This window comes from Actinorugispora endophytica (assembly GCF_004363075.1).
Taxonomy (GTDB): Bacteria; Actinomycetota; Actinomycetes; order Streptosporangiales; family Streptosporangiaceae; genus Actinorugispora; species Actinorugispora endophytica.
Map to the genome: position 1 here is coordinate 137,488 of NZ_SNYN01000005.1, position 20,196 is coordinate 157,683.

Sequence of the window (20,196 nt, forward strand, 5' to 3'; positions counted from 1 at the left end):
ATATCGGTTCCGGGCCCGCGAAGGGGGCCGAATCATCATTTGTGGGGACGTCGGACCTCACTCCGCCCACGGGTCCCGCCCGGTACCGCCCTTCCCGGTGGTCTCGCCCTTCCCGGGGTCTCGGACGCGGTCGAGACCCCGAAAAGGCCGAGACCACCGGGAAGGGCGACGCGGGTCAGGGCACCAGGCCCGCGTCGTGGGCGGTGACGGCCGCCTGCACGCGGTTGCGCACGTCGAGCCGGGTGAACACCGCGCGCAGGTGGGTCTTGACGGTGTCCTCGGACAGGAAGAGCCGCCGCGCGATCTCGCTGTTGGTCAGGCCGGCGCCCACGAGGGCGAGGACGTCGCGTTCGCGGGGGCTGAGCGCGGCCACGCGCTCGCGGGCCGCGGCGCGTGGGCGCGCCCGGTCGCCGGTGTAGGCGGCGACGACGCGCTCGGCGACCCTGGGCGACAGGTAGGCGCCGCCGTCGGCGACGGCGCGCACGCCGGCGAGGAGGTCGCGCGGATCGGACGCCTTGAGGACGAAGCCGTCGACGCCCTCGGTGAGCGCGCGGGAGATGTACTCGTCCCTGCCGAAGGTGGTGAGGATGACGACGGCGGTCCCGGGCGACGCGCGGCGGACGCCCCCGATCGCGGAGAGGCCGTCGAGTCCGGGCATCTGGATGTCGACCAGCGCGACGTCGGGGCGGTGCTCGCGCGCCGCCGCGACGAGGCCGTGGCCGTCGGCGGCCTCGGCGACCACCTCGAACGACGGGTCGGCCGACAGGATCGCCCGGATGCCCGCGCGCAGCAGGGGCTCGTCGTCGGCCAGGACGATCCGCACCCCCGAGGACGCCCCCGCCCCCCGTCGCGGGTCCGGTCGGGGCGCCATCAGACGACGTCCTTGTCGACCAGCCGGTCGCCGGCGAAGCACAGCCGGTAACGGGCCAGGTCGACGGGGTCGAACAGGGTGGCGTTCGACCGGTAGAAGTAGCATGTCGCGCCGCTCGGTGCGGGCGGGGCGCGGTCCACCGGGGGGTCGACCATCTCCATGGCGGGCAGCACCGCCCCGACCTCCGCGCGCGACTGGCCCACCCGCAGCGCCGCGTAGTCGTCGGGGGCCAGGACCGAGTGGGCCGTGGTGTGGGCGACGTACCCGAACAGCGCGGCCGCGACCGCGAGCCCGAGGGCGAGCGGCACCAGCACGGCGGCGGCCAGGCCGCGCAGGGTCCGCCGCCGGGTGCGCGCCATCGCGTCCGCGACCTCCGAAGCGCCGGGGCCGGCCCCGGGCTCCGGAACGGTGGCGCCCCGGTCGGGGTGCGGCAGGCGCGCGCGGACCCGGAAGCCCCCTTCGTGCGGTGCGGCGGACAGGGTGCCGCCGATCGGCCGGACCCGTTCGCGCAGCCCGGCGAGCCCTCGGTTGCCGGACAGCCGGCCGTCGGGAGCGGGCGGCTCCGTCGGCGGTCCGTTGGTGACGGTGACCGTGGTGGCGCCGCCGGTGTGGACCGTCTCGACGGTGACGGCGGCGCCGGGGGCGTGCCTGCCCGCGTTGGTGAGCGCCTCGCGCACCACGCGGTGCGCCGCGCGCGCCACCTCCGGCGGGACGGCCGCCGGGTCGCCGCTGGTCCGCGACTCGACCGCCATCCCCGAGGCGCGGGCGCGCTCGACGAGCGCGGCGGCGTCCGCCCCGCCCGCGCGGTCCCCGGGGGCGGCCGGGCTCCCCTCGTGCAGGACGCCGATGATCTCCTGGAGCCGCTCCGTGGCACGGGTGGCGTCGGCGCGCAGCTCCCCGGCCGCCTCGCGGCAGCGCCGCTCGTCGAACCCCGGCGCGATCTCCAGCGCGCCCGCCCGGACCGCGATGAGGGTGAGCTCGTGGCCCAGCGTGTCGTGCATCTCCTCGGCGATGCGGGCGCGCTCCAGCAGCCGCTCCCGTTCGGCGTCGGCCAGCCGCCCGCGTTCGAGCAGCGCCGCGCGCTCCCAGCCCGCCGCCACGAGTTCGACGTGCTGGCGGCGGTACCGGCCGACCAGCCACGGCAGCACACCCGCGAAGACGAGGGCGCCGGTCTTGCCTCCCCACACCAGCACCGCTTCGGAGGCCGCGCGGCTGGGCCCCGCGGCGCCCCACGCCCACGACCCCAGCGCGGCGGCCAGGGCGACGACGGTCACCGCGGCTCCGACCGCCGCGAACACGACCAGGGCGGGCCGGGCCCGCTCCGTCCGGCGGCCCGCCAGATAGCCCATGAGGGCCAGGGCGGGCAGGAACGGGCCCACCGGCCGCAGGGGGTCCCACGACGTGAGGAGGCCCAGCGCGGCGGCGGCGAGCAGCGCGGACAGCGGTCGGCGGCGGCCCGCCGACACCACCGCCGGGAGCACGGCCGACGCGCCGACCGCCACCCACACGGAGACCGTGGAGCCGTGGCCGGGCCAGGCGAGGGCGGCCGCGACCAGTCCCAGCGCCAGGCCGAGGTCGGCCGGGGCGCGCCCGGGGCGGAGCCGTCGAGGTCTTCCAGCGGAGTCCGTCACACCGACGACGTTACCGACGCGCGGACGCCGCCCCCGGCGCCGCGCGCGCCCGGCCTACCGCGGGAAGCCCCTGCTGGACTGGGGATACGGGTTTCCTCTCACCCGGAGGCGGTGTCCGGGACACCTCGGAAATCACCCGAAAGTCAGGTGTCGCCGCCGTCCATCACGCGATGCCCCGACGCGGTCCCGATCCCTACCGTCGAGCCGCGGGACGCTTCCGGCGGCGGGCCGGGACGACCACGACAGGACGGGGAGCCCCTCATGACAGTGGAGACCGGAACGCCGCCGGCACGCCGGACCGGACGCGCGTCCCGCGCGGGGGCGGTGCTCCTGACCGCCGCGGCGGTGCTCGCCGCGGGCGCGCCGCCGGGAGCGGCGGCGGACGGGACCGCGGCCCTCACCCCCGCCGCCGTGGACGCGTTCGTCACCGGCTACCTCGACGCCAACGGCGTCCCCGGGGCGGTGGTCGCCGTCACCGAGGGCGAGCGCGTCGTCCGGGTCGCCGGTTACGGGCACGACTCCACGGGCGCGCCGATGACCGCGGACTCGCCGGTCCCCGTCGCGTCGATGAGCAAGTCGTTCACCGCGATGTCCGTCATGCGGCTGGTGGAGGAGGGCTCGGTCGCGTTGGACGCGCCCGTCGTGGAGTACCTGCCGGAGTTCCGGGTCGCCGATTCGCGCGGTGACGAGATCACCGTGCGCCAGCTGCTCGACCACACCTCCGGGCTCTCGGACACGACGTTCCCGGAGAAGAGCGGACCGCTGCCCGCGACGCTGGAGGAGCGCGTGGCGCAGCTGGGGGAGGTGGAGCCGGCCGCGGCCCCCGGGACGCGCTACTCGTACCACAACCCCAACTACGCGGTCGCGGCGCGCCTGGTGGAGGTCGTCGGCGGCGAGCCGTTCGCCGACCGGCTGGAGAGCGACGTGTTCGCGCCGCTGGGGATGGACGACAGCACCACGGTCGGCGACCTCCGGGACGCGCCCGAGGTCCCGCGCGGCCACGTCCTGATGTACGGCGGCGCGGTCGCCGCCGACGAGCCGAGCTGGTTCCTGGACGGCTCCAGCGGCGTCGTGACCACGGCCGACGACCTGGCCGAATGGCTCGTCCTGCACGCGACCGGACACCCCCGGAGCGGGACCGGCCCCGTCTCCCCGGACACGCTCGCCGCGATGCGCGCGCCCGGGGAGGGGGCCGCCGGGGAGGCGGACGCGGGCCTGGGGTGGAACCTGGAGGGGGCGGGAGCGGGGCACGGCGGATGGCTGTTCACCTACACCTCCCAGCAGATCGTCCTGCCGGAGAGCGGGCACGGCATCGCGGTCGTGCTCAACGGCGGTCTCAACACGGGCGGGGTGGAGGCGCGGGTGGTCGCGGAGGGCCTCGCGGAGCTGGCGGAGGGCGGCGCGCCGGAGGTCGGGCCGCCGGTCCTGGCGATCGTCGACGGGGTCATGGCCCTGCTCACCCTGGCGGCCGCGGCGCTCGGGGCCGCCGCGGTTCTCCGCGCGCCCCGGTGGGCGGCCGCACGCGCCCGCGGGCCGGTGCGGCGGCTCGTCCTCGCGTCGGCCCCGCACCTGCTTCCGCTCGCCCTCCTCGCCGGACTGCACCCGATCGCGGAGTTCGTCTTCAACGGGCGCGACGCGAGCTGGTGGCAGCTCCTGCACGTCACCCCGACCGTCGTGGTGTGGCTGGTCACGGGGTCCCTCGCCGGTCTCGCCGCCGTGGGCGCCCGCGCACGGCACGCGGCGCGGGTCCGCCGGTCGCGTTGACGACGCCGACGCGGGCGGGGCGGCGGGGAGCGGGACCGGCCCTGGGAGTCTGTCACCGGCCTCCCCTAGGGTCACCTCCATGACGACCACGGCACACGCCTACAGCTACCTCCGTCCCTCGGCCGTCCACGTCGACGGGGCCCGGACCGGCCTCTCGCTGGAGACCTCGGTCGGCCTGACCCCGGAGGGGACGCGGGCCCACCCCCGGTTCTTCACCGGGTTCCTGACCGAGCCGCAGGCCGCGGCCGCCGCGCTGCTGGGCGTGGCCGACGTCGCCGCCGCCCGCTACTACCAGCGGGTGGAGTCGTACGTCCGGGACCCGGTGGTCACCGGCAACGGCGACCGGATCCGGTTCGAGTCCTTCTCCGACTGCTGCGGCGTCTACGCGCGCCTCGACGTCCTCGGCGACGGCCTGGACGGGGACGAGATCGGCCACGGAACCACCAACGTGGACGTGAACAACCCGCTGCGCGAGGCCCTGTCGCGGATCGGCGGCTCCGACCCGCTGCACCTGGAGGTGGGTCCGGACGAGCTGACCGTGACCACGTTCGACGGACCCGTGGTGGAGAAGAAGGTCCCGCTGCCCGCCCGGTGGCTCCGGGGCTTCGCCGAGACGCAGGTGATCGCCTCGGCCTTCGACCTGCGCGCCGAGATCCCCGCGAACGAGGCCGTGCGGTTCCTGCGCTCGCTGCCGCGCGGCAACACGCGGACCGTGATGTGGGTGGTCCCGGCCGGGCGCACCCTGCGGCCCACGTCCCGGCCGGTGCCCGGCGCGGTCTGCCTGCCGGGGCCCGAGCGCCTCGCCGCGCTGCGGCGGGTGCTGCGGCACGCCCTCGCCCTGCGCGTGTACGGGCCGCCCGCGGCCACGGCGGGCGCGTCCGCCGCCAGCGCCTGGGAGGTGGTGCTGCCGGGGATGCGGCTCACCCTGACGCTGTCCCCGGACGCCTCGCGCGGGTTCTCGGGCGAGGGTGCGGTCCTGGACGCCCTGGCCACGGGCGAGGCGGCCGAGGACGCCGAGATGGTCGCGGTGCTGCTGGCCTGGGAGCCGAGGGTGGACGTCGCCGACCTCGCCCGGCAGGCCGGGCTGACCCCCGAACGGGTCCGCGCCGCGCTCACCCTCCTGGGCACCGCCGGGCGGATCGGCTACGACACCGCCGAGGCGGCCTACTTCCACCGGGAGCTCCCCTACGACGCCGGGCGCGCGGAGAAGGACAACCCGCGGCTGCGCGCCGCCCGCGCCCTGGTCGAGGCCGGTGCGGTGCGCCTCGAAGGGGACCTGGCCACCGTCGTCGTCGACGACCACAGCCACCGCGTCCGCGTCGCCGACGGGGTGCTGACCTGCACCTGCCAGTGGTGGGCGAAGTACCGGGGCGGTCGCGGGCCGTGCAAGCACGCCCTGGCCGTGCGCATCGTCCGCAGCGCCGCCGAGGCGGCCCCGGAAGGGGTGGAGCCCCGATGAGCGGCCTCGGGACGGAGCAGCCGGAGGAGGGCGCGGCGGACCCGGTGCACCCCGATCTCAGGCTCGCCCTCCGCACCGGGGTCCCGCTGGGGCGGATCAGGGAGTTCTCCGGAGAGGAGCGGTCGGTGCTGGAGGGCGTCGAGCGGAGGCACGGCCGGGAGGGGGTCTCCAAGCGCTGGATCAGAGCCCTCCTCCCGGAGGAGCGGGAGGTGCTGGAGGCCGCCGGGCGCGAGCTCTCCCCCGCCGCGAACGGGGTGCTGACCGCCGTGGCCGAGGGCGCGGCCGACCGGCTGCCGGGCCTGGTCGCCGCGCTGTCGGAGAAGGAGCGGCGCTCGTGCCTGCCCTTCCTCAAGACGCTGGTGGCGGCTCTGCGCGACCAGTGGCAGGGCGAGGTCCACCGGCGCAAGAAGGCGCTGCTGGTCGCGGGCGCGGGCTGCCACACGGGCGCGGCCGCCGTCGCGCAGTGGGTCACGCACCGGGACCTGGCGTGGCTCGCGGACTTCCCCACCAGCGCCCGGATACTGGAGGTCCTGGCCGCCCGCCCCAAGGAGTGGCAGGGCGACGTCGCGCGCCGCGTCGCCGCCCGGTCCGGCGCGGAATGGGACGAGAACCGCCTCTTCCTGGTCGACCGCCTGGTGCTGCTCTCGGGCTGCCCGGTCCCGGCCGACGAGGGCTTCGTCCTGGCGTGGATGCGGAACCGCCTGTGGGGCGCCTCGGACGACTGGCCCGACGTCGTCGACGGCGTCCTGACCGCTCCGCGGAGCGGGGGGCGCCGGCTGGGGGCCCTGGACCGGGTGCGCGACGACCCCTTCCTCGACGCGGTCGTCCCGCGCCTGTTCGAGGTGGGCGGTGTCGGACCGCTGCTTCAGGACCGGAACCACCCCCCGAACCTCCAGAACGGCTGGAACCACCTGCTGGCCGCGCTGTGCCGGGAGGGCCGCCTCGACCGGGAGGCGCTTCTGGACGGCGCGCTGGCGCGGCTGCTGCGCCCGGGCCGCCCGGGCGACCTGCGGGGTTTCCGGAAGCTGCTCGACGCGCTGGAGCCGACCGAGGACGAGTACGCGGCGCGTACCGTCACGCTGCTGCGGCTGCTGCCCGACACGCCCTCTCCCGTGGCGGGCCACGCCCAAAAGGTCCTGGCCCGCCTGGACGAGGCGGGCCGCCTGGAGGACGAGCACCTCGTGGACGCGTCGGCGTCGGTGCTGTTCCGCACCGAGGCGACCCTCGTGCGCGCCCAGTTGTCGTGGCTGGACCGGGCGGCGCGCCGGGACCGGTCCCGGGCGGGGTTGGCGGCGCTGGCCGCCGCCGACGCGTTCGGCCATGGCGACCTGGCCGTGCAGGAGCGGGCGTTGAACCTGGTGGCCCGCCACCTGCCCGCCGCCGGGGACGCGGTGCGGCCCGGCCTGGTGGCGGCGGCGGCCGCGCTGACCCCGGTTCTGCGCGGCCGCGCCGCCGAGGTCCTGGGCGGGGCGGTCGCCGACGACGATCCCGAGCCCGACGTCCTGCCCGCCGTCTCCGGCCCCCGGCCGATGGAGGCGCCGCCGGCCACCGCCGTCGAGGTCGCCGAGGAGGTCAACGCGATCATCGCGGCCACGCGGTTCAACTGGGCGGACGGGATCGCCGTCTCCACCGTCGAGGCATCGGTGTTCGAGCGGGTCCTGGACGGGCTGGTGCGCCACGCCCACCGGGACCGGGACGGTCTCGTCCACGCCCTCGAGGCGACCACCCGGACCGACTCGTGGATAGGCCGTGTGGGGCCGAGTGACCGGAGTATGGGCGACGTCTGCCACGTGGTGGCCGAGATCCTGGGCGAGGAGCACGGAGGCCCCGTGTGGAGGTTCAGCCACAGGATCGGGGAGAACCCCGCCTCCCGCGCCCCGTCGCCGTTGAACGCGGTGTTGCAGGAGCGGTTGCGGGAGGTCGCGCGCATGGTTGTCGGCGGGGCGCCGCCGTTCCTGCTGGCCACGCCCACGCTCACCGACGGCCGGATCGACCCGGCCGCGCTCGTGGAGCGGATCGCCGAGTACGAGCGGGTGGGCGCGGTCCCCGGGGAGGTCGACCTGTCCCAGGCGCTGCTGCGGGTGGACGCCGCCGCGTGCGGCGGGGACGTCCTGGCCCGTGCCCGGGAACTGGCCTCCGACGCGGGCCGCAGGCTCACCGCCTGGCTGGAGGCCGGGGGACTCCCCGAACCGAAGCTGGTCCGAGCGGCCGAGACGGCCGAGGAGAACCCCCGCTGGGGCGGCGGCCGTCCCACGAAGCTCCTGCTGTTCGCCAACGAGCGGCTGGTCCCGCCGTGCGCGCTGGCCGAGGTCTTCGCGCGCGTGCTGGACAGTGAGCGGCCCTCCCGTATCCCTCCCGACAACCACGGGCACTGGCCGTTCGTGGTCCCGGTCCGGCGCGAGCTGGTCGCCCTCCACCTGCAACCGGCGTTCACCGAGGTCTCCTACGCGGACCCCGGCAGCGGGATGCTGCTGCTGCCCGCGCTGGCCGAGGGCTCCGGCGCGGCCGGGCCCGCCCTGCACCTGGGCCTGGCCTGCGGCCTGGGCGCGCGCGACGCCGGGATCCGGACGGCGGCGGTGGACGCGCTGCTGGTCCTGGCCGCGCGCGGCGGCCTCGACCCCGCGCTCCTGGGCCGCGAACTGGCCGAGGCGACGCGCTACGGGGTCGTCACGCCCAGGGGCCTGGCGGAGTCGGTCCGGGAGGCGGCCCGCTTCGGCGCCTCCGGCGCGGTGTGGACGGCGCTGTCCGCCGCGCTGCCCGCCCTGCTCGACCGCGACGAGAAGGCGAAGGGGCTGCCCGACGTGCTGGCGGTGGCCGCCGAGAGCGCCCACCGGTGCGGAGCGAGGGGCCCGGTCGCCGAGGTGAGCGCCCTGGCCGCCCGCAAGGGCTCGACCCGCCTGCTCAAGGAGGCCCGCCGGCTGCGCGACGCCCTCGAAGGGTGACCCCACCGGCGGCCCCGGCACCGGTGTTCCGCGGAACGGTCGTTCCGGGACGCCGGTGCCGGGGTCACCGGAGGGTGCGGGCGCGGTGGGCGCGGTGGGACAGGACACCGCCCAGAGGCGCGCCGGCGCCGGGCGTCCACTCGTGGACGGCCGGCGCCCCGCCGGGGCAGGCGAGTTCCAGCTCGCGCAGCCACCGCTGGACGTGGCGCGGGGTCCACACCTCCGGCGGGGCGTCCCGGTCGCGCACGACGAGGTAGTCGAGCTCCTGCTGGACGCACCGGTCGACGGCGTTGAACGCGGCCTGGTCGGCCTGCGGGCCGGCCAGGACGACCACGAGGGAGGTGTCCCGCAGCGCGTCCTCCCACAGGGAGTCCTCGTCGGTCCCGCGCGGACTGCCCACCAGGCACAGCGGGGCCGGCCACGCGGAGGCGGCCGCGATCGCGCTGACGGTGCTCTCCAGTATCTGCTTCCCGCCCCGGCGGGTGCGGTACCGGGTGCGCCGCGGGAGCGGCGCGGCCCCGGTGACGTCGGCGATGAAGTCGCGTTCGGCGACCAGGGTGGGGGCCACCACCGTGACCTTGAGGGGCCCGGGGCGCGGGTCGATCGTGACCAGCGCGGCGTCGATGAGGAGCGGGGCCACGACGCGCAGCACGCCCACGGGGATGCGCGCGAGGGCGGCGGCCTCGGCGACACCGACGGTCTCCCGCTCCCACAGCACGCGGATGAGGGAGGCGGTGGCCGCGGCGTGCGGGGGGTTCAGGGCGCAGGCGTCGGCCCGCGCGGTGTCCACGTCCAGGGCGTGCTGGGCGGGGTTGAGCCGCAGCACGTCGGCGTCGCGGAGGCGGCGCTGGGACCAGCGGGGCGCCCGCACGAGGGCGCGCACGGCGCTGGGCGGCGGGTTCCAGCCCATGCCGAGGTAGGCGCGGGTCAGGTCGGGGTCGTCGAGAGGGTCGGTCACAAGGCTCCTGGCCGGGCGGGTGGAGAGCTGCAAAGGGATGCTACCGAGGCGCGCAACATTTCCCGAGGTTTTTGGGAGGTGAAATGCGCGAGTGGTGGTGATCTGAGATCATCCATGGCGAAAACTCCTTGGTTTTCAGGGGTTTGGAGCGGTTTTGACCATGGCGGGGCGTGCGCGTCACCGGCTCCCTCACGCCGGTGAAGCGCACGGCCGTCCGCCTCTTCTCGTCATCGTCAGCTTGGAGACGTGCGCATGTCCCCCTTGTCGCCCCGAGTGCTGATCATCGGCGCCGGACAGTCAGGCCTTTACCTGGGCCACCAGTTGCTCAAGAACGGCTATGAGGTCGGCCTGATCACCAGCAAGACCTCGCCCGAAATCCGGAACGGCCCCGCCTCGGTGACCCAGTTCGCCTTCCCCAGCACCCGGGCCCTGGAGGAGCAGGCCGGGCTGGACCAGTGGCGCGGTATCGCGCCGCGCTTCGACCGTGTCCGGATGTCGCTGCGCGCCCCCGAGCAGCCCCCGACGGAGTTCTCGGGCAGCTTCGGCAACTCGCCCATAGCGCGCCGGATCGGCGGGCACGCGGTCAGCGTGGACCGCCGGGTGAAGATGTCCCACTGGCTGGAGTACTTCGAGGACCAGGGCGGCAAGGTCTACATCCACGGCGTCACCCCCGCCGACCTGGAGTACTTCGTGCGTATGTACGACCTGGTGGTCGTGGCGGTGGGCGCGGGCGAACTCGGCTCCATGTTCAGCGTCGACCCCGGCCGCTCCTCGGGCGGGCACGAGCGCGTGGTGACCCAGGCCATCCTGGACGGCGTCGCCTGGGACGGCGACCAGCAGGTGGACGTCTACTCGACCATCGGCGGCGAGGTGTTCTTCACCCCGGTTCTCACCGAGCACGGCGAGGCGACCAGCGTGACGATGCTGGCGAACCCGGGCGCGGCCCTGGACGCCAGCGGGATGGCCGGACGCGACCCCGGCCCGCTGCTGGCCGGGATGCAGACGCTGCTGCGCGAGTACCTGCCGGACGTCTACGAGCGCATCCGCCACCTGGGGGTCGGCGACCTGGTGGGCGGGCGCAACTCCCTGACCCAGACGCGGTTCACCCCCGCGGTGCGCAGGCCGGTGGCCGAACTCCACGGGAAGCCGGTGCTGGGCATGGCCGACGTGGTGATCACCTCGGACCCGGTGGCCGGCCAGGGCTGGGCGAACAGCACCTTCTGCGCCCAGGCGTACGCCGACGCGATCGTCGCCCACCAGGGCGAGTGGGACGCGGCCTTCATGGAAGCCGCGTTCGAGACGTTCTACCAGGAGCGCGGCCGCCACGCCGCGGTGTTCTCCGACATGGTCCACGGCTTCTGGAGCGGGCAGATGCCCGAGCACTTCGGGGAGCTGATGGGCGCGGTCCTGCAGCACCAGGAGGTCGCGGACCGGTGGATCGGCGGGTTCGACGACCCCGCCGACTACGAGCGGTGGATGTTCGACCCCCGGTCCGCGCGCGACTACATCGCCTCGGTGGTGGAGGCCAAAGCGAACTGAGAAACAGCGGGGAAGTAACCGGGTGAGAGGGGTGTGATCGACGGGAAACCTGATGCGGTAGGGAGTCCAGTGTGTTTTGGGCCCTAGCGTGATTCACTTTTATCGTTAATATGAACAACAGTGACAGATCGGACCGCGGGTGCGCTTCCATGCTTTTCCGGCATGGATTCGCACCCACTGTTCGGTCTGCCCTGGTTTCCGTCCTGACGCGTCTACTGTTGCCCGCTCCCGACTTCTGGTCATGCCCCCGCCCTTGTCGTTAGAGAGCACCCCCATGCAGCCGATCTGCCTGGTCAATTCCCCCGCGAGCGTCAGCATCCCCATTCGCCGCCCTGACCGGCGCGCCCTTCCGGCGGCTCGGCGGTCCCCCGCGCGGCCCGATCCGACGCGTCCCTCACCTCCCCCCGGCGCCCACTAGGGCCCCGGGGCCGTGGTGCGCGTCCGGAGCGCCGGTCCCGCGTGTCACGGCACGCTCGTCCATTAACCCCTATCCGTTAATCGAGGTTCTGCCGTGCCCGAAAACACCCCCGCCGCCGAAAAGCCGACCAATGAGAAGAACGAGGGCCTGTACAGCGCGAAGCTCCTGGGCTTCGTCTACACGCCTTATGTGATCCGCTTCAGCCACCGTTTCGCCTGGCAGGTCCCCAACTCCGTCCTGCACCGCAACCACGCCGACAACATCGGGGCGAACCACCTGACGGTCGGCCCCGGCAACGGCTACTTCCTGTCCAAGCTGCCGCCTTCCACGGCGCTGCGCTCGCTGACCCTGATGGACCTGAACGCCACCTGCCTGAAGGTCGCCGGGGACCGGCTCCGGGGCCGGTTCGACGTGCGCACCGTCGAGCAGGACGCGCTCAAGCCGTGGCCGGTGGCCGAGGGCAGCCTCGACTCGGTGGACTGCCACATGATGCTGCACACCGTGCGCGGCTCGAGCATGCTGGACAAGGAGGGGCTGATCGCCGAGGCGGCCAAGGCGCTCCGACCGGGCGGGAGGTTCATCGGCGCCACGATCCTGGCCAAGGGCGAGGGCGTGGTCCTCAACGGGCTCGCCACCAGGCTGATGAACGCCTACAACGGCCAGAGCAACACGTTCGCCAACGCCAACGACTCCTCCGAGGACCTGCGCGCGCTCCTGGAGAAGCACTTCTCCGAGGTGCGCTACGAAGTGCACGGATGCACGGGAGTGTGGGTGGCGGTCAAGTGAGCCCGAGAGAGCCCGACAGGCGGGCGGCGATCATCGGAATCGGCTGCCGTCTGCCCGGCGGCGTCGACGGTCCCGGCCGGTTGTGGGAGGCCCTGGTCAAGGGTGATCCGCTGACCGGACCTATCCCCGCCGACCGGTGGGCGCGCATGGTCGAGCGCCTGCACCCCGACCAGCGGCCCGAGCGGCCGTGGACCGCCGGGGTGATCGACGGCATCGACGCCTTCGACCGCAACGCGTTCGGCGTCAACGCCCACGAGGCCGCCGAGATGGACCCCCAGCAGCGCATGATCCTGGAGGTCGTGTCCGAGGCGCTGGCCGACGCCGGGATCGCGCCCGGCTCGCTGTCGGGGACCCGCACCGGCGTGTGGGCCGGGTCCGCCAGTGTCGACCAGCAGGGGCAGGCGTTCCCCGACGGGCGGCGCATCACGATGTCCACGCTCTCGGGCCTGGCGCCCGCACTGCTGGCCAACCGGGTCTCCTACCTGATGGACCTGCGGGGCCCGTCCATGGCCGTGGACACCGCGTGCAGCGCGTCGGCGACCGCGCTGCACCTGGCCCGCCAGTCCCTGGAGCTGGGCGAGGCCGACACCGCCGTCGTCATCGGCTCCAACACGATCGTCATGCCCGGACCCACCGCCGGGTTCGTCGACGCGGGGGTGCTCGCGCCCGACGGGGTGTGCCGCCCCTTCGACGAGGCGGGCGACGGGTACGTGCGCGCCGAGGGGGTCGTGGTCACCGTGCTGCGCCGCCTCGCCGACGCGCGGGAGGACCGGGACCGGGTCTACGCGGTGGTGCGCGGCACGGTCGCCAACAGCGACGGCCACTCGCCCGCGGGGCTGTACGCGCCCAACCCGCCCGCCCACGACGCGCTGCTGCGCGACGCCTACGAGGCCGCGGGCCTGGACCCGTCCTCCGTGGACTACGTGCAGTGCCACGGCACCGGCACCAAGGCCGGCGACTCCTCCGAGGGGCGGGCGCTGGCCCGGGTCCTGGGCCGGGGCCGCGCCGAGCCGCTGCCGATCGGGTCGGTCAAGGGCGCGCTCGGCCACAGCGAGGGCGCGTCCGGACTGGTGGGGGTGGTCTGCGCCGCCCTGGGCATCCACCACGCCACGCTTCCCCCGACCGTGGCCCACGAGACGATCCGCCCGGCCCTGGCGCGGCAGCCCCTGCGGGTGCCGACCGAGGCCGAGCCCTGGCCCGAGACGGGGCGGCCCCGCACCGCCGGGGTGAGCGCGTTCGGGTTCGGCGGCTCCAACGTGCACGTCGTCCTGGAGCAGGCCCCCGACCCCGGACCGGACCCGGCACCGGAAGCGGGGGCGGGGTTCTTCCTCGTCCCCGTCAGCGCCGCCACCCCCGCCCGGCTGGCGGGGACCGCCGAGGCGTGGGCGTCGCTCCTGGCCGAGGGGGCGGACGCGGGCGCCGTGGCCTCGACCGCGCAGCACCGCCGCGACCACGCCCCGGTGCGGGCCGCCGTCGTCGCCTCCACCTCCGAGAAGACGGCCGACGCGCTGCGCGCGCTCGCCGACGGGACCCCCCACCCCGCGCTGGTCGGGCCGCGCGCCGCGCCGGCCCGGCCGGGGCCGCTGGTGTGGATGTTCGCCGGCCAGGGCTCCCAGCACGCGGCGATGGCCCGAAGCTCCTACCGGGAACTGCCCGTGTTCCGTGAGGCGCTGGAGGAGGCCCGCGACGCGCTGGTCGCGCACCTGGGGCGTGCGGTGTGGCGGCCGGGCCAGGAGATCGGCGGGTTCGAGACCGCCCAGCACGCCATCTTCCTCACCCAGGTCGCCCAGGCCGCGACCTGGCGGCACTGGGGGCACACCCCCGACGTGGTGATCGGGCACTCGCTCGGCGAGGTCGCCGCCGCGCACGCCGCCGGGGCCCTCACCCTGGACGACGCCACGCGCGTGGTCGCCGCCCGCTCGTCGCTGCTGGCCCAGACCGAGCACCTGGGCGGGCTGCTGGTCACCGACCTGACCTTCGACGCCGCCCGGGCCGCGATCGCCCGGCGCGGCCTGGAGGGCGACCTGGTGGTGGCCGCGCGCAACGCGCCCGACACCACCGTGGTGAGCGGCTTCGAGGCCCCGCTGGAGGAGCTGCGCGCCGCCCTGGAGGCGGACGGGGCGTACGTGCGCCGCGTCGCCGACGACGTGCCCGCGCACTCGCCGGCGGTGGAGCCGCTGGTGCCGCGCCTGGGCGAAGCCCTGGTGGGGCTGGCCCCCCGTGCCACGCCCGGCACCGTCTTCTGCTCCACCGCCCGGGCGCGCCCGGTGGACGGCGACCGGCTGGACGCCGACTACTGGACGGACCAGCTCCGCGCCCCGGTGCGGTTCGCCGAGGCCCTGGCCGACGCGGTGGCGCCGGGCGCGGTCGTGCTGGAGGTCGCGGGACGCTCCACCCTGTCGCGCGGCGCGCACCGCGTCCTGGACGCGGGGGGAGCCGCCGACGCGGTCGTCATCGCCGCCGGGGACACCGGCACCGACGACCACGCGGCACTGCTCACCCAGCTCGCGGCCCTGTACACCGCCGGGCACACCCCCGCGCGGTGGCCCGAACCGCGCCGCGCCCCGGTCCGGCTCCCGGTGTTCTGGGACCGGGGCCGCGCGCACACCGCGGTCGTCCGGCCCGACCTGGCCGCGGTCCTGGCCCGGGACCCCGACGACTCCGGGGGGGTGCTGGACGCGCTGGCGCAGCTCGTGGCGGACACCCTGTCCACCACCCCCGACGCGATCGACCCCGACCTGTCCATGGGAATGCTGGGCACCACGTCGGTGGCCGTGATCGGCCTGCGCGACGCGATCCAGGCCGCGCATCCGGCCCTGGACTCCTTCCCGGTGCGCATGCTGCTGGACCTGGACACCAGCCTGCACCAGGTGGCGGCCACCATCAGCGACCGCTGCCGCACCGCCACCGCGTCCGCCGGAGGCTAGGAGAGCACGCGGCCCCGTCGTCCCGCCCCGGGGACGGCGGGGCCGCCGCCTTTCCCCCTCGTTGATCTTGACCTTTCCGGGGTCTCGGAGGCGGTCGAGACCCCGGAAAGGTCAAGATCAACGAGGGGGAGACCGGCAAGAGGCGGCAACCCAGACGTCCTGGGGTTTTCCGCAGGTGCGTGCTGGGGGCCCGCGCCCGTGGATCGGACGGCTGTCCGCATGTCGCTCGGGACCGCCGATTCCTAGGGTCGGAGGCGGTGGCGAGCACGCCCCCCGACGGTGTGGAGACAGGATGCGAGACGGCGATGATCGAACTGCGCGGATTGACCAAGCGCTACGGAGACAGGGTGGCGGTCGATGACCTCACCTGCGGGATCGAGGCGGGACGGGTCACCGGGTTCCTCGGTCCGAACGGGGCGGGAAAGAGCACCACGATGCGGATGATCCTGGGCCTGGACCGCCCCACCGCCGGAAGCGCGCTGGTCGGCGGGCGGCGCTACCAGGATCTGCGGCACCCGCTGCGCGAGGTCGGCGCGCTCCTGGACGCCAGGGCCGTGCACCCCGCCCGCAGCGCGCGCGCCCACCTGCTGTCGATGGCGCGCAGCAACGGCATCGCCGCCTCCCGGGTGGACGAGGTGCTGGAGACCGTCGGCCTGACCGGGGCAGCGGGCCGGCGCGCGGGGTCCTTCTCCCTCGGGATGGGCCAGCGCCTGGGCATCGCGGGAGCGCTCCTGGGAGACCCGGGCGTCCTGATGTTCGACGAGCCGGTCAACGGCCTGGACCCCGACGGCGTGCGCTGGGTCCGCGAGCTGGTCCGCTCGCTCGCCGCCGAGGGACGCACCGTGTTCGTCTCCAGCCACCTCATGAGCGAGATGCAGCTGACCGCCGACCGGCTCGTTGTCATCGGCAAGGGGCGGCTGATCGCCGACGCCCCGCTCCAGGAGGTCATCGCGGGAAGTTCGCTGACGGCGGTGAGGGTGCGCAGCCCGCATGCCGCAGACCTCTGCGAGTGGCTTGTGTCCGCCGGGTTGGACGTGCGGCGTCCTGCGGAGAACGAGCTCATCGTCACCGGCGGCACGATCGAGCGGGTGGGCGACATCGCCCATCAGGCGGGAGCCCGGCTGCACGAACTCAGCCCCCGCGAGGCGTCGCTGGAGCAGGCGTACCAGGAGCTGACCGCGAGTAGCCGCGAGTACGACGCCTCGGTGCCTGTCCTGACGACACCGGAAACGAGGGTCTGAACATGGTCGCGACGAATCCCACCGGAACCGCGCGCCGTCGCGGCGGCGGCCTGCCAGGCGCCATGGCGGCGGAGTGGACGAAGCTGTGGACGGTGCGGTCGACCTGGTGGTGCCTGTTGGGCGGGGCCGCGCTCATGGTCGGCTCCGCGGTGGTCTTCGGCACCGCCCGCGCCACCAACAACCACAACGCCGGGGTCACCGACCTGGTCATCGGAGCCGGGGAGCCGGCGGTCTCCGGTGCGCAGCTGGCGCAGTTCGCGGTCGTGGCGCTCGCCATGACGGTCGTCACCGGCGAATACGCGAGCGGGCAGATCCGCGCCACCTTGCAGGCGACCCCGCTCCGGGGCGGGGTGCTGCTGGCCAAGGCCGCCGTGCTCGCCCCGGTGCTGCTGGTCTTCGGCGCCCTGATCGCGCTGTTCGGAGCGGCTGCCACCTACCCCTTCATCAGAGACCCCCGCTTCGGCGGGTACGGCGTGTTCGACCCCGTCGAGACGGCGGTGGACGCGCTGGGTGTCGGCTGCTACCTCGCGCTGCTGGGACTCCTGGTGATCGGCGTCGCGTTCGTCCTGCGCAGCGGGGCGGGCACGCTGACCATCGTCTTCCTTCTGCTGCTGGGTCTCCCGCTGATGCTGGTGATGACCGGCAACGAGGTGCTGCTGGAGATCGGGCTGCGCACCCCGCAGATGGCGGGGCTGGCCTTCATGGAAAGCCGGGACAACATGACGGGCGGCCCGATGCCCTACGGTCCGGGGGAGGGATTCCTGCTCCTGGTCGGCTGGGCGGGAACGGCCCTGGCCACCGGCTACGCGGCCCTCCGCTTCCGGGACGCCTGACCGGCCGTCGTGTCGGTCGGGCTTGGAACCGTCGCGTTCCTCGGTGCTGGAGGGACGCGACGGGGTGGCGTCGGACCGCCCCGCTGACCGCGGCCTTCTCAGGGGTCCAGAGACGGTTGAGCACCCGAGAAGGCCGCGGTCAGCGGGGAAACGCTGTGAAAGGGATGGCCTGGTGTCGAGGAGCGCGGTGCGGGGGGACGGGGTCGCACGGCTACTCGGCCGATGGGGGTTTCTCCTGGCCGGGGTCCTGGCCGGGGTCCTGGCCGGGGCGGTCACCGCGGTGGCCGAGGTGTGCCTCCTGTGCGCGGTCGGTGCCGCCGCGGCGCTGACGGCGCCGTGGCCACGCGCCAGGCGAACCGTGTCCGGGTGGTTCTCCGCCGCGACCGGGCGGCTGGTGGCGGTGGAGCGGGCGCGGCTGTCCGTCCTGCTGGGGCGGGACGTCGTCGTCGAACGGTCCGGCCGGGAAGCGGGCTACTTCGCGCTGCGGGCACCGCTGGGCCTGGTCGGCGGCTACGTCAGTCTGACCCTGTTGTTCGTTGCGGCGCTGCTCTTCGCCGGTTCGCTGTGGGACCTGGTCACGGGCCGTTCGGAGACGCTCACCCTCGCCCTTCCGGGCGTCTACCTGAACCAGGCGTCCTGGATGGTGGGCGCCGCCTACGGTGTGGGCGCGCTGGTGCTGGCCACGCTGTGGAGCGTCGCCGTCGCCACGGGGGAGAGACGGATCTTCGGCTGGTTTATGGGCCCCGACGCGCGGGAGCTGATGGAGCGCAGGATCGTCGAGTTGACCGCCACTCGCGCGGGCGTGCTCCGGGCCATCGACGATGAGCGCCGACGCATCGAGCGGGACCTGCACGACGGAGTCCAGCAGCGTGTCGTGGCGCTGGCGATGCTCCTGGGCAGGGCCCGGCGCGGTACCGACCCCGGTCGGACCCTCGATCTGGTCGGCCAGGCGCACGCGGAGTCCCGGCAACTGCTCGACGAGCTGCGCGACGTCGCCTGGCGGGTGTACCCGACCGCCCTGGACGACCTCGGTCTGGAGGCGGCGTTGGCCGGGGTCGCCGAACGCGCCCCGGTGTCGGTGAGCGTGCATTACGGGCTGTCCCGGCGACCGGCCCCCGAGGTCGAGACCGCGCTGTACTTCGTCGCCCGCGAGGCGATCACCAACGCCGCCAAGCACGCCGGGGCCCGGGACGTCACGGTGGTCCTCAGTGAGGATCCGGACGAGCGGGGACGGCGGGGCGGTACTGTCGCGGTGCGTGTCTCCGACGACGGGCGGGGCGGCGCCGACGCGGCCGGAGGCGGGCTGTCCGGACTGGCCAGGCGGGTCGCGGCCCTCGACGGGCGCTTCGACGTACGCAGCCCGCGGGGAGGGCCGACCACCGTCACCGCGATCCTGCCGGACCTGCGGCAGCACCCGATAAGGAGGATGCCGACATGACCGTCGCTTCGTTCGGGGGGCCGCCGTGCGGGTGATCCTGGCCGATGACTCGGTGCTGATGCGCGAGGGCCTGGTCCGACTGCTGACCGAGGAGGGGCACGACGTGGTGGCGGCGGTCGGCGACGCCGAGGCGCTGCTGGCCGGGGTCGAGGCGCACCGTCCTGATGTCGCGGTCGTCGATGTGCGGATGCCCCCGAGCCACACCGACGAGGGGTTGCGCGCGGCCCTGGAGATCCGCCGCCGCCCGGGGGTCGGCGTGTTGGTGCTGTCTCAGTACGTGGAGAAGAACTACGCCGTGGAGCTCCTCAGCGGAGCCCCCGAGGGGGTGGGCTACCTCCTCAAGGACCGTGTCGCGCAGGTCGGCGAGTTCCTGGACTCGCTGGAGAGGGTGGGCTCGGGCGGCGCGGCCTTCGACCCGGAAGTGGTCCGGCAGCTGCTCGCCCGGTCCAGCCACGTCGACCCGCTGAGCCGGTTGACCCCGCGCGAGCACGCGGTGCTGAACCAGATGGCGCAGGGGTTCGCCAACCCCGCGATCGCCGAACACCTGCACGTCTCCCAGAGCGCGGTGGAGAAGCACGTCAACGCCATCTTCGACAAGCTCTCCCTGGCCCGGGCCTCGGGCTACAGCCGCCGCGTCATGGCGGTTCTGCGCTACCTGGAGGGCTGATCCCCGCGATCGTCCATGGCCGGGGCCTTTCGCCCCGGCCTCGCTGTCTTCCGAGGGATTTGGTTACTTTGAGTAGCCGAATTGTGATTGTGGTGCTCGACGGAGGGTAGTCAGAGACGCGCCCGTTTCACAGGGTAACCATTTAGTCACTCTATGAATGGAGTAAGCGTGCGTAGAAGCACCGGGGCCCCGCTGTTGATCGGCGTGCTGTGCCTGTCCGGCTGCGCGATCCAGGCCGAAGCGGGATCGTTCGCGGAACTGTCTGCCCCCTCGCCGTCGGAGGACACGGCGTTCGTCACCGAGCGTCAGGCCCTCGCCGCCTACAACAACATGTGGGAGGCGGTGATCGAGGGCACCCACAGGGGCAGGGTCGTGCAGCCGGATCTGAGTCTCTACGCCAGGGGGCAGGCGCTGGAGTTCGCGGCGGCGATGCTCAACGGGCAGGAGGGGCGGGGGAGACCGGTCTTCTCACCGGAGGCCGAGCGGCTGGGGCGGGCCGAGGGCGCCCCGGCCGTGTGGGTGCGGGACTGCATGGACGACTCGCAGTGGCGGGTCGTGCGGAAGGGGTCCGACACGGACGACCCTGATACCAGGGCGCGCCAGGACGCGCGGCGCGCCGGTCCGCGCGAGATCAGGGCGATGGTGGTCGAGGACGAGAAGTCGGGTTGGCAGGTCGAGAGGTTAAGACTGGGGGACTACGGCTCGTGCTGAGACCCCCGACC

14 protein-coding genes are annotated in these 20,196 nt (G+C 74.6%); 11 read left to right on the top strand and 3 right to left on the bottom strand.

The window, feature by feature from the left end; translation table 11 throughout:
- Positions 1-175: 175 nt before the first annotated feature.
- Together EV190_RS09550 and EV190_RS09555 are read right to left on the bottom strand one after the other, a co-directional pair.
- On the bottom strand, positions 176-871 hold the full coding sequence (locus EV190_RS09550) for a response regulator (RefSeq protein ID WP_133741128.1): 696 nt from the start codon (positions 869-871) through the stop codon (positions 176-178).
- Positions 871-2,502 (bottom strand): sensor histidine kinase, encoded by a 1,632-nt coding sequence (locus EV190_RS09555; RefSeq protein ID WP_133741129.1) that lies wholly within the window; start codon positions 2,500-2,502, stop codon positions 871-873. Before EV190_RS09555 ends, EV190_RS09550 begins: the two co-directional genes overlap by 1 nt.
- A gap of 261 nt (positions 2,503-2,763) precedes the next feature.
- On the opposite strand from EV190_RS09555, the gene EV190_RS09560 reads away from it, so the two are divergent.
- From EV190_RS09560 to EV190_RS09570, 3 genes are all read left to right on the top strand, one after another.
- On the top strand, positions 2,764-4,266 hold the full coding sequence (locus tag EV190_RS09560; protein ID WP_133741130.1) for a serine hydrolase domain-containing protein: 1,503 nt from the start codon (positions 2,764-2,766) through the stop codon (positions 4,264-4,266).
- 79 nt (positions 4,267-4,345) lie between these two features.
- Complete coding sequence (locus EV190_RS09565; protein WP_133741131.1) at positions 4,346-5,725, top strand: SWIM zinc finger family protein; 1,380 nt, start codon at positions 4,346-4,348, stop codon at positions 5,723-5,725.
- The gene (locus tag EV190_RS09570; RefSeq protein ID WP_133741132.1) at positions 5,722-8,667 is read left to right on the top strand and encodes a DUF6493 family protein; all 2,946 of its coding nucleotides are present in this window, start codon (positions 5,722-5,724) and stop codon (positions 8,665-8,667) included. The genes EV190_RS09565 and EV190_RS09570 overlap by 4 nt, the downstream gene beginning before the upstream one ends.
- A 64-nt stretch (positions 8,668-8,731) precedes the next feature.
- On the opposite strand, the gene EV190_RS09575 is transcribed toward EV190_RS09570, so the two are convergent.
- Positions 8,732-9,625: a hypothetical protein gene (locus tag EV190_RS09575; RefSeq protein ID WP_133741133.1), complete on the bottom strand. Its 894-nt coding sequence runs from the start codon at positions 9,623-9,625 to the stop codon at positions 8,732-8,734.
- 252 nt (positions 9,626-9,877) lie between these two features.
- Here EV190_RS09575 and EV190_RS09580 point away from each other — a divergent pair, with 252 nt between their 5' ends.
- The 8 genes from EV190_RS09580 (at position 9,878) to EV190_RS09615 (ending at position 20,185) form a co-directional block, all read left to right on the top strand.
- The gene (locus tag EV190_RS09580) at positions 9,878-11,164 is read left to right on the top strand and encodes a styrene monooxygenase/indole monooxygenase family protein (RefSeq protein ID WP_133741134.1); all 1,287 of its coding nucleotides are present in this window, start codon (positions 9,878-9,880) and stop codon (positions 11,162-11,164) included.
- A 511-nt stretch (positions 11,165-11,675) separates the two neighbouring features.
- On the top strand, positions 11,676-12,368 hold the full coding sequence (locus EV190_RS09585) for a class I SAM-dependent methyltransferase (protein WP_133741135.1): 693 nt from the start codon (positions 11,676-11,678) through the stop codon (positions 12,366-12,368).
- Positions 12,365-15,295: a type I polyketide synthase gene (locus tag EV190_RS09590; RefSeq protein ID WP_166655424.1), complete on the top strand. Its 2,931-nt coding sequence runs from the start codon at positions 12,365-12,367 to the stop codon at positions 15,293-15,295. Before EV190_RS09585 ends, EV190_RS09590 begins: the two co-directional genes overlap by 4 nt.
- 305 nt (positions 15,296-15,600) lie before the next feature.
- The gene (locus EV190_RS09595; protein WP_133741266.1) at positions 15,601-16,536 is read left to right on the top strand and encodes an ABC transporter ATP-binding protein; all 936 of its coding nucleotides are present in this window, start codon (positions 15,601-15,603) and stop codon (positions 16,534-16,536) included.
- A 2-nt stretch (positions 16,537-16,538) separates the two neighbouring features.
- On the top strand, positions 16,539-17,369 hold the full coding sequence (locus EV190_RS09600; protein ID WP_133741137.1) for an ABC transporter permease: 831 nt from the start codon (positions 16,539-16,541) through the stop codon (positions 17,367-17,369).
- Positions 17,370-17,541: 172 nt separating this feature from the next.
- Positions 17,542-18,807: a sensor histidine kinase gene (locus tag EV190_RS09605; protein ID WP_243742467.1), complete on the top strand. Its 1,266-nt coding sequence runs from the start codon at positions 17,542-17,544 to the stop codon at positions 18,805-18,807.
- A gap of 25 nt (positions 18,808-18,832) precedes the next feature.
- Positions 18,833-19,474 (top strand): response regulator transcription factor, encoded by a 642-nt coding sequence (locus tag EV190_RS09610; protein WP_133741138.1) that lies wholly within the window; start codon positions 18,833-18,835, stop codon positions 19,472-19,474.
- 168 nt (positions 19,475-19,642) lie between these two features.
- Positions 19,643-20,185, top strand: coding sequence for a hypothetical protein (locus tag EV190_RS09615; protein WP_133741139.1), 543 nt, complete (start codon positions 19,643-19,645; stop codon positions 20,183-20,185).
- Positions 20,186-20,196 lie beyond the last annotated feature (11 nt).

Bases quoted from the DNA above. Each gene is read 5' to 3' on its own strand.
- EV190_RS09550 (WP_133741128.1), bottom strand. From the start codon at position 871: ATGGCGCCCCGACCGGACCCGCGACGGGGGGCGGGGGCGTCCTCGGGG.
- EV190_RS09560 (WP_133741130.1), top strand. From the start codon at position 2,764: ATGACAGTGGAGACCGGAACGCCGCCGGCACGCCGGACCGGACGCGCG.
- EV190_RS09565 (WP_133741131.1), top strand. From the start codon at position 4,346: ATGACGACCACGGCACACGCCTACAGCTACCTCCGTCCCTCGGCCGTC.
- EV190_RS09570 (WP_133741132.1), top strand. From the start codon at position 5,722: ATGAGCGGCCTCGGGACGGAGCAGCCGGAGGAGGGCGCGGCGGACCCG.
- EV190_RS09580 (WP_133741134.1), top strand. From the start codon at position 9,878: ATGTCCCCCTTGTCGCCCCGAGTGCTGATCATCGGCGCCGGACAGTCA.
- EV190_RS09595 (WP_133741266.1), top strand. From the start codon at position 15,601: ATGATCGAACTGCGCGGATTGACCAAGCGCTACGGAGACAGGGTGGCG.
- EV190_RS09600 (WP_133741137.1), top strand. From the start codon at position 16,539: ATGGTCGCGACGAATCCCACCGGAACCGCGCGCCGTCGCGGCGGCGGC.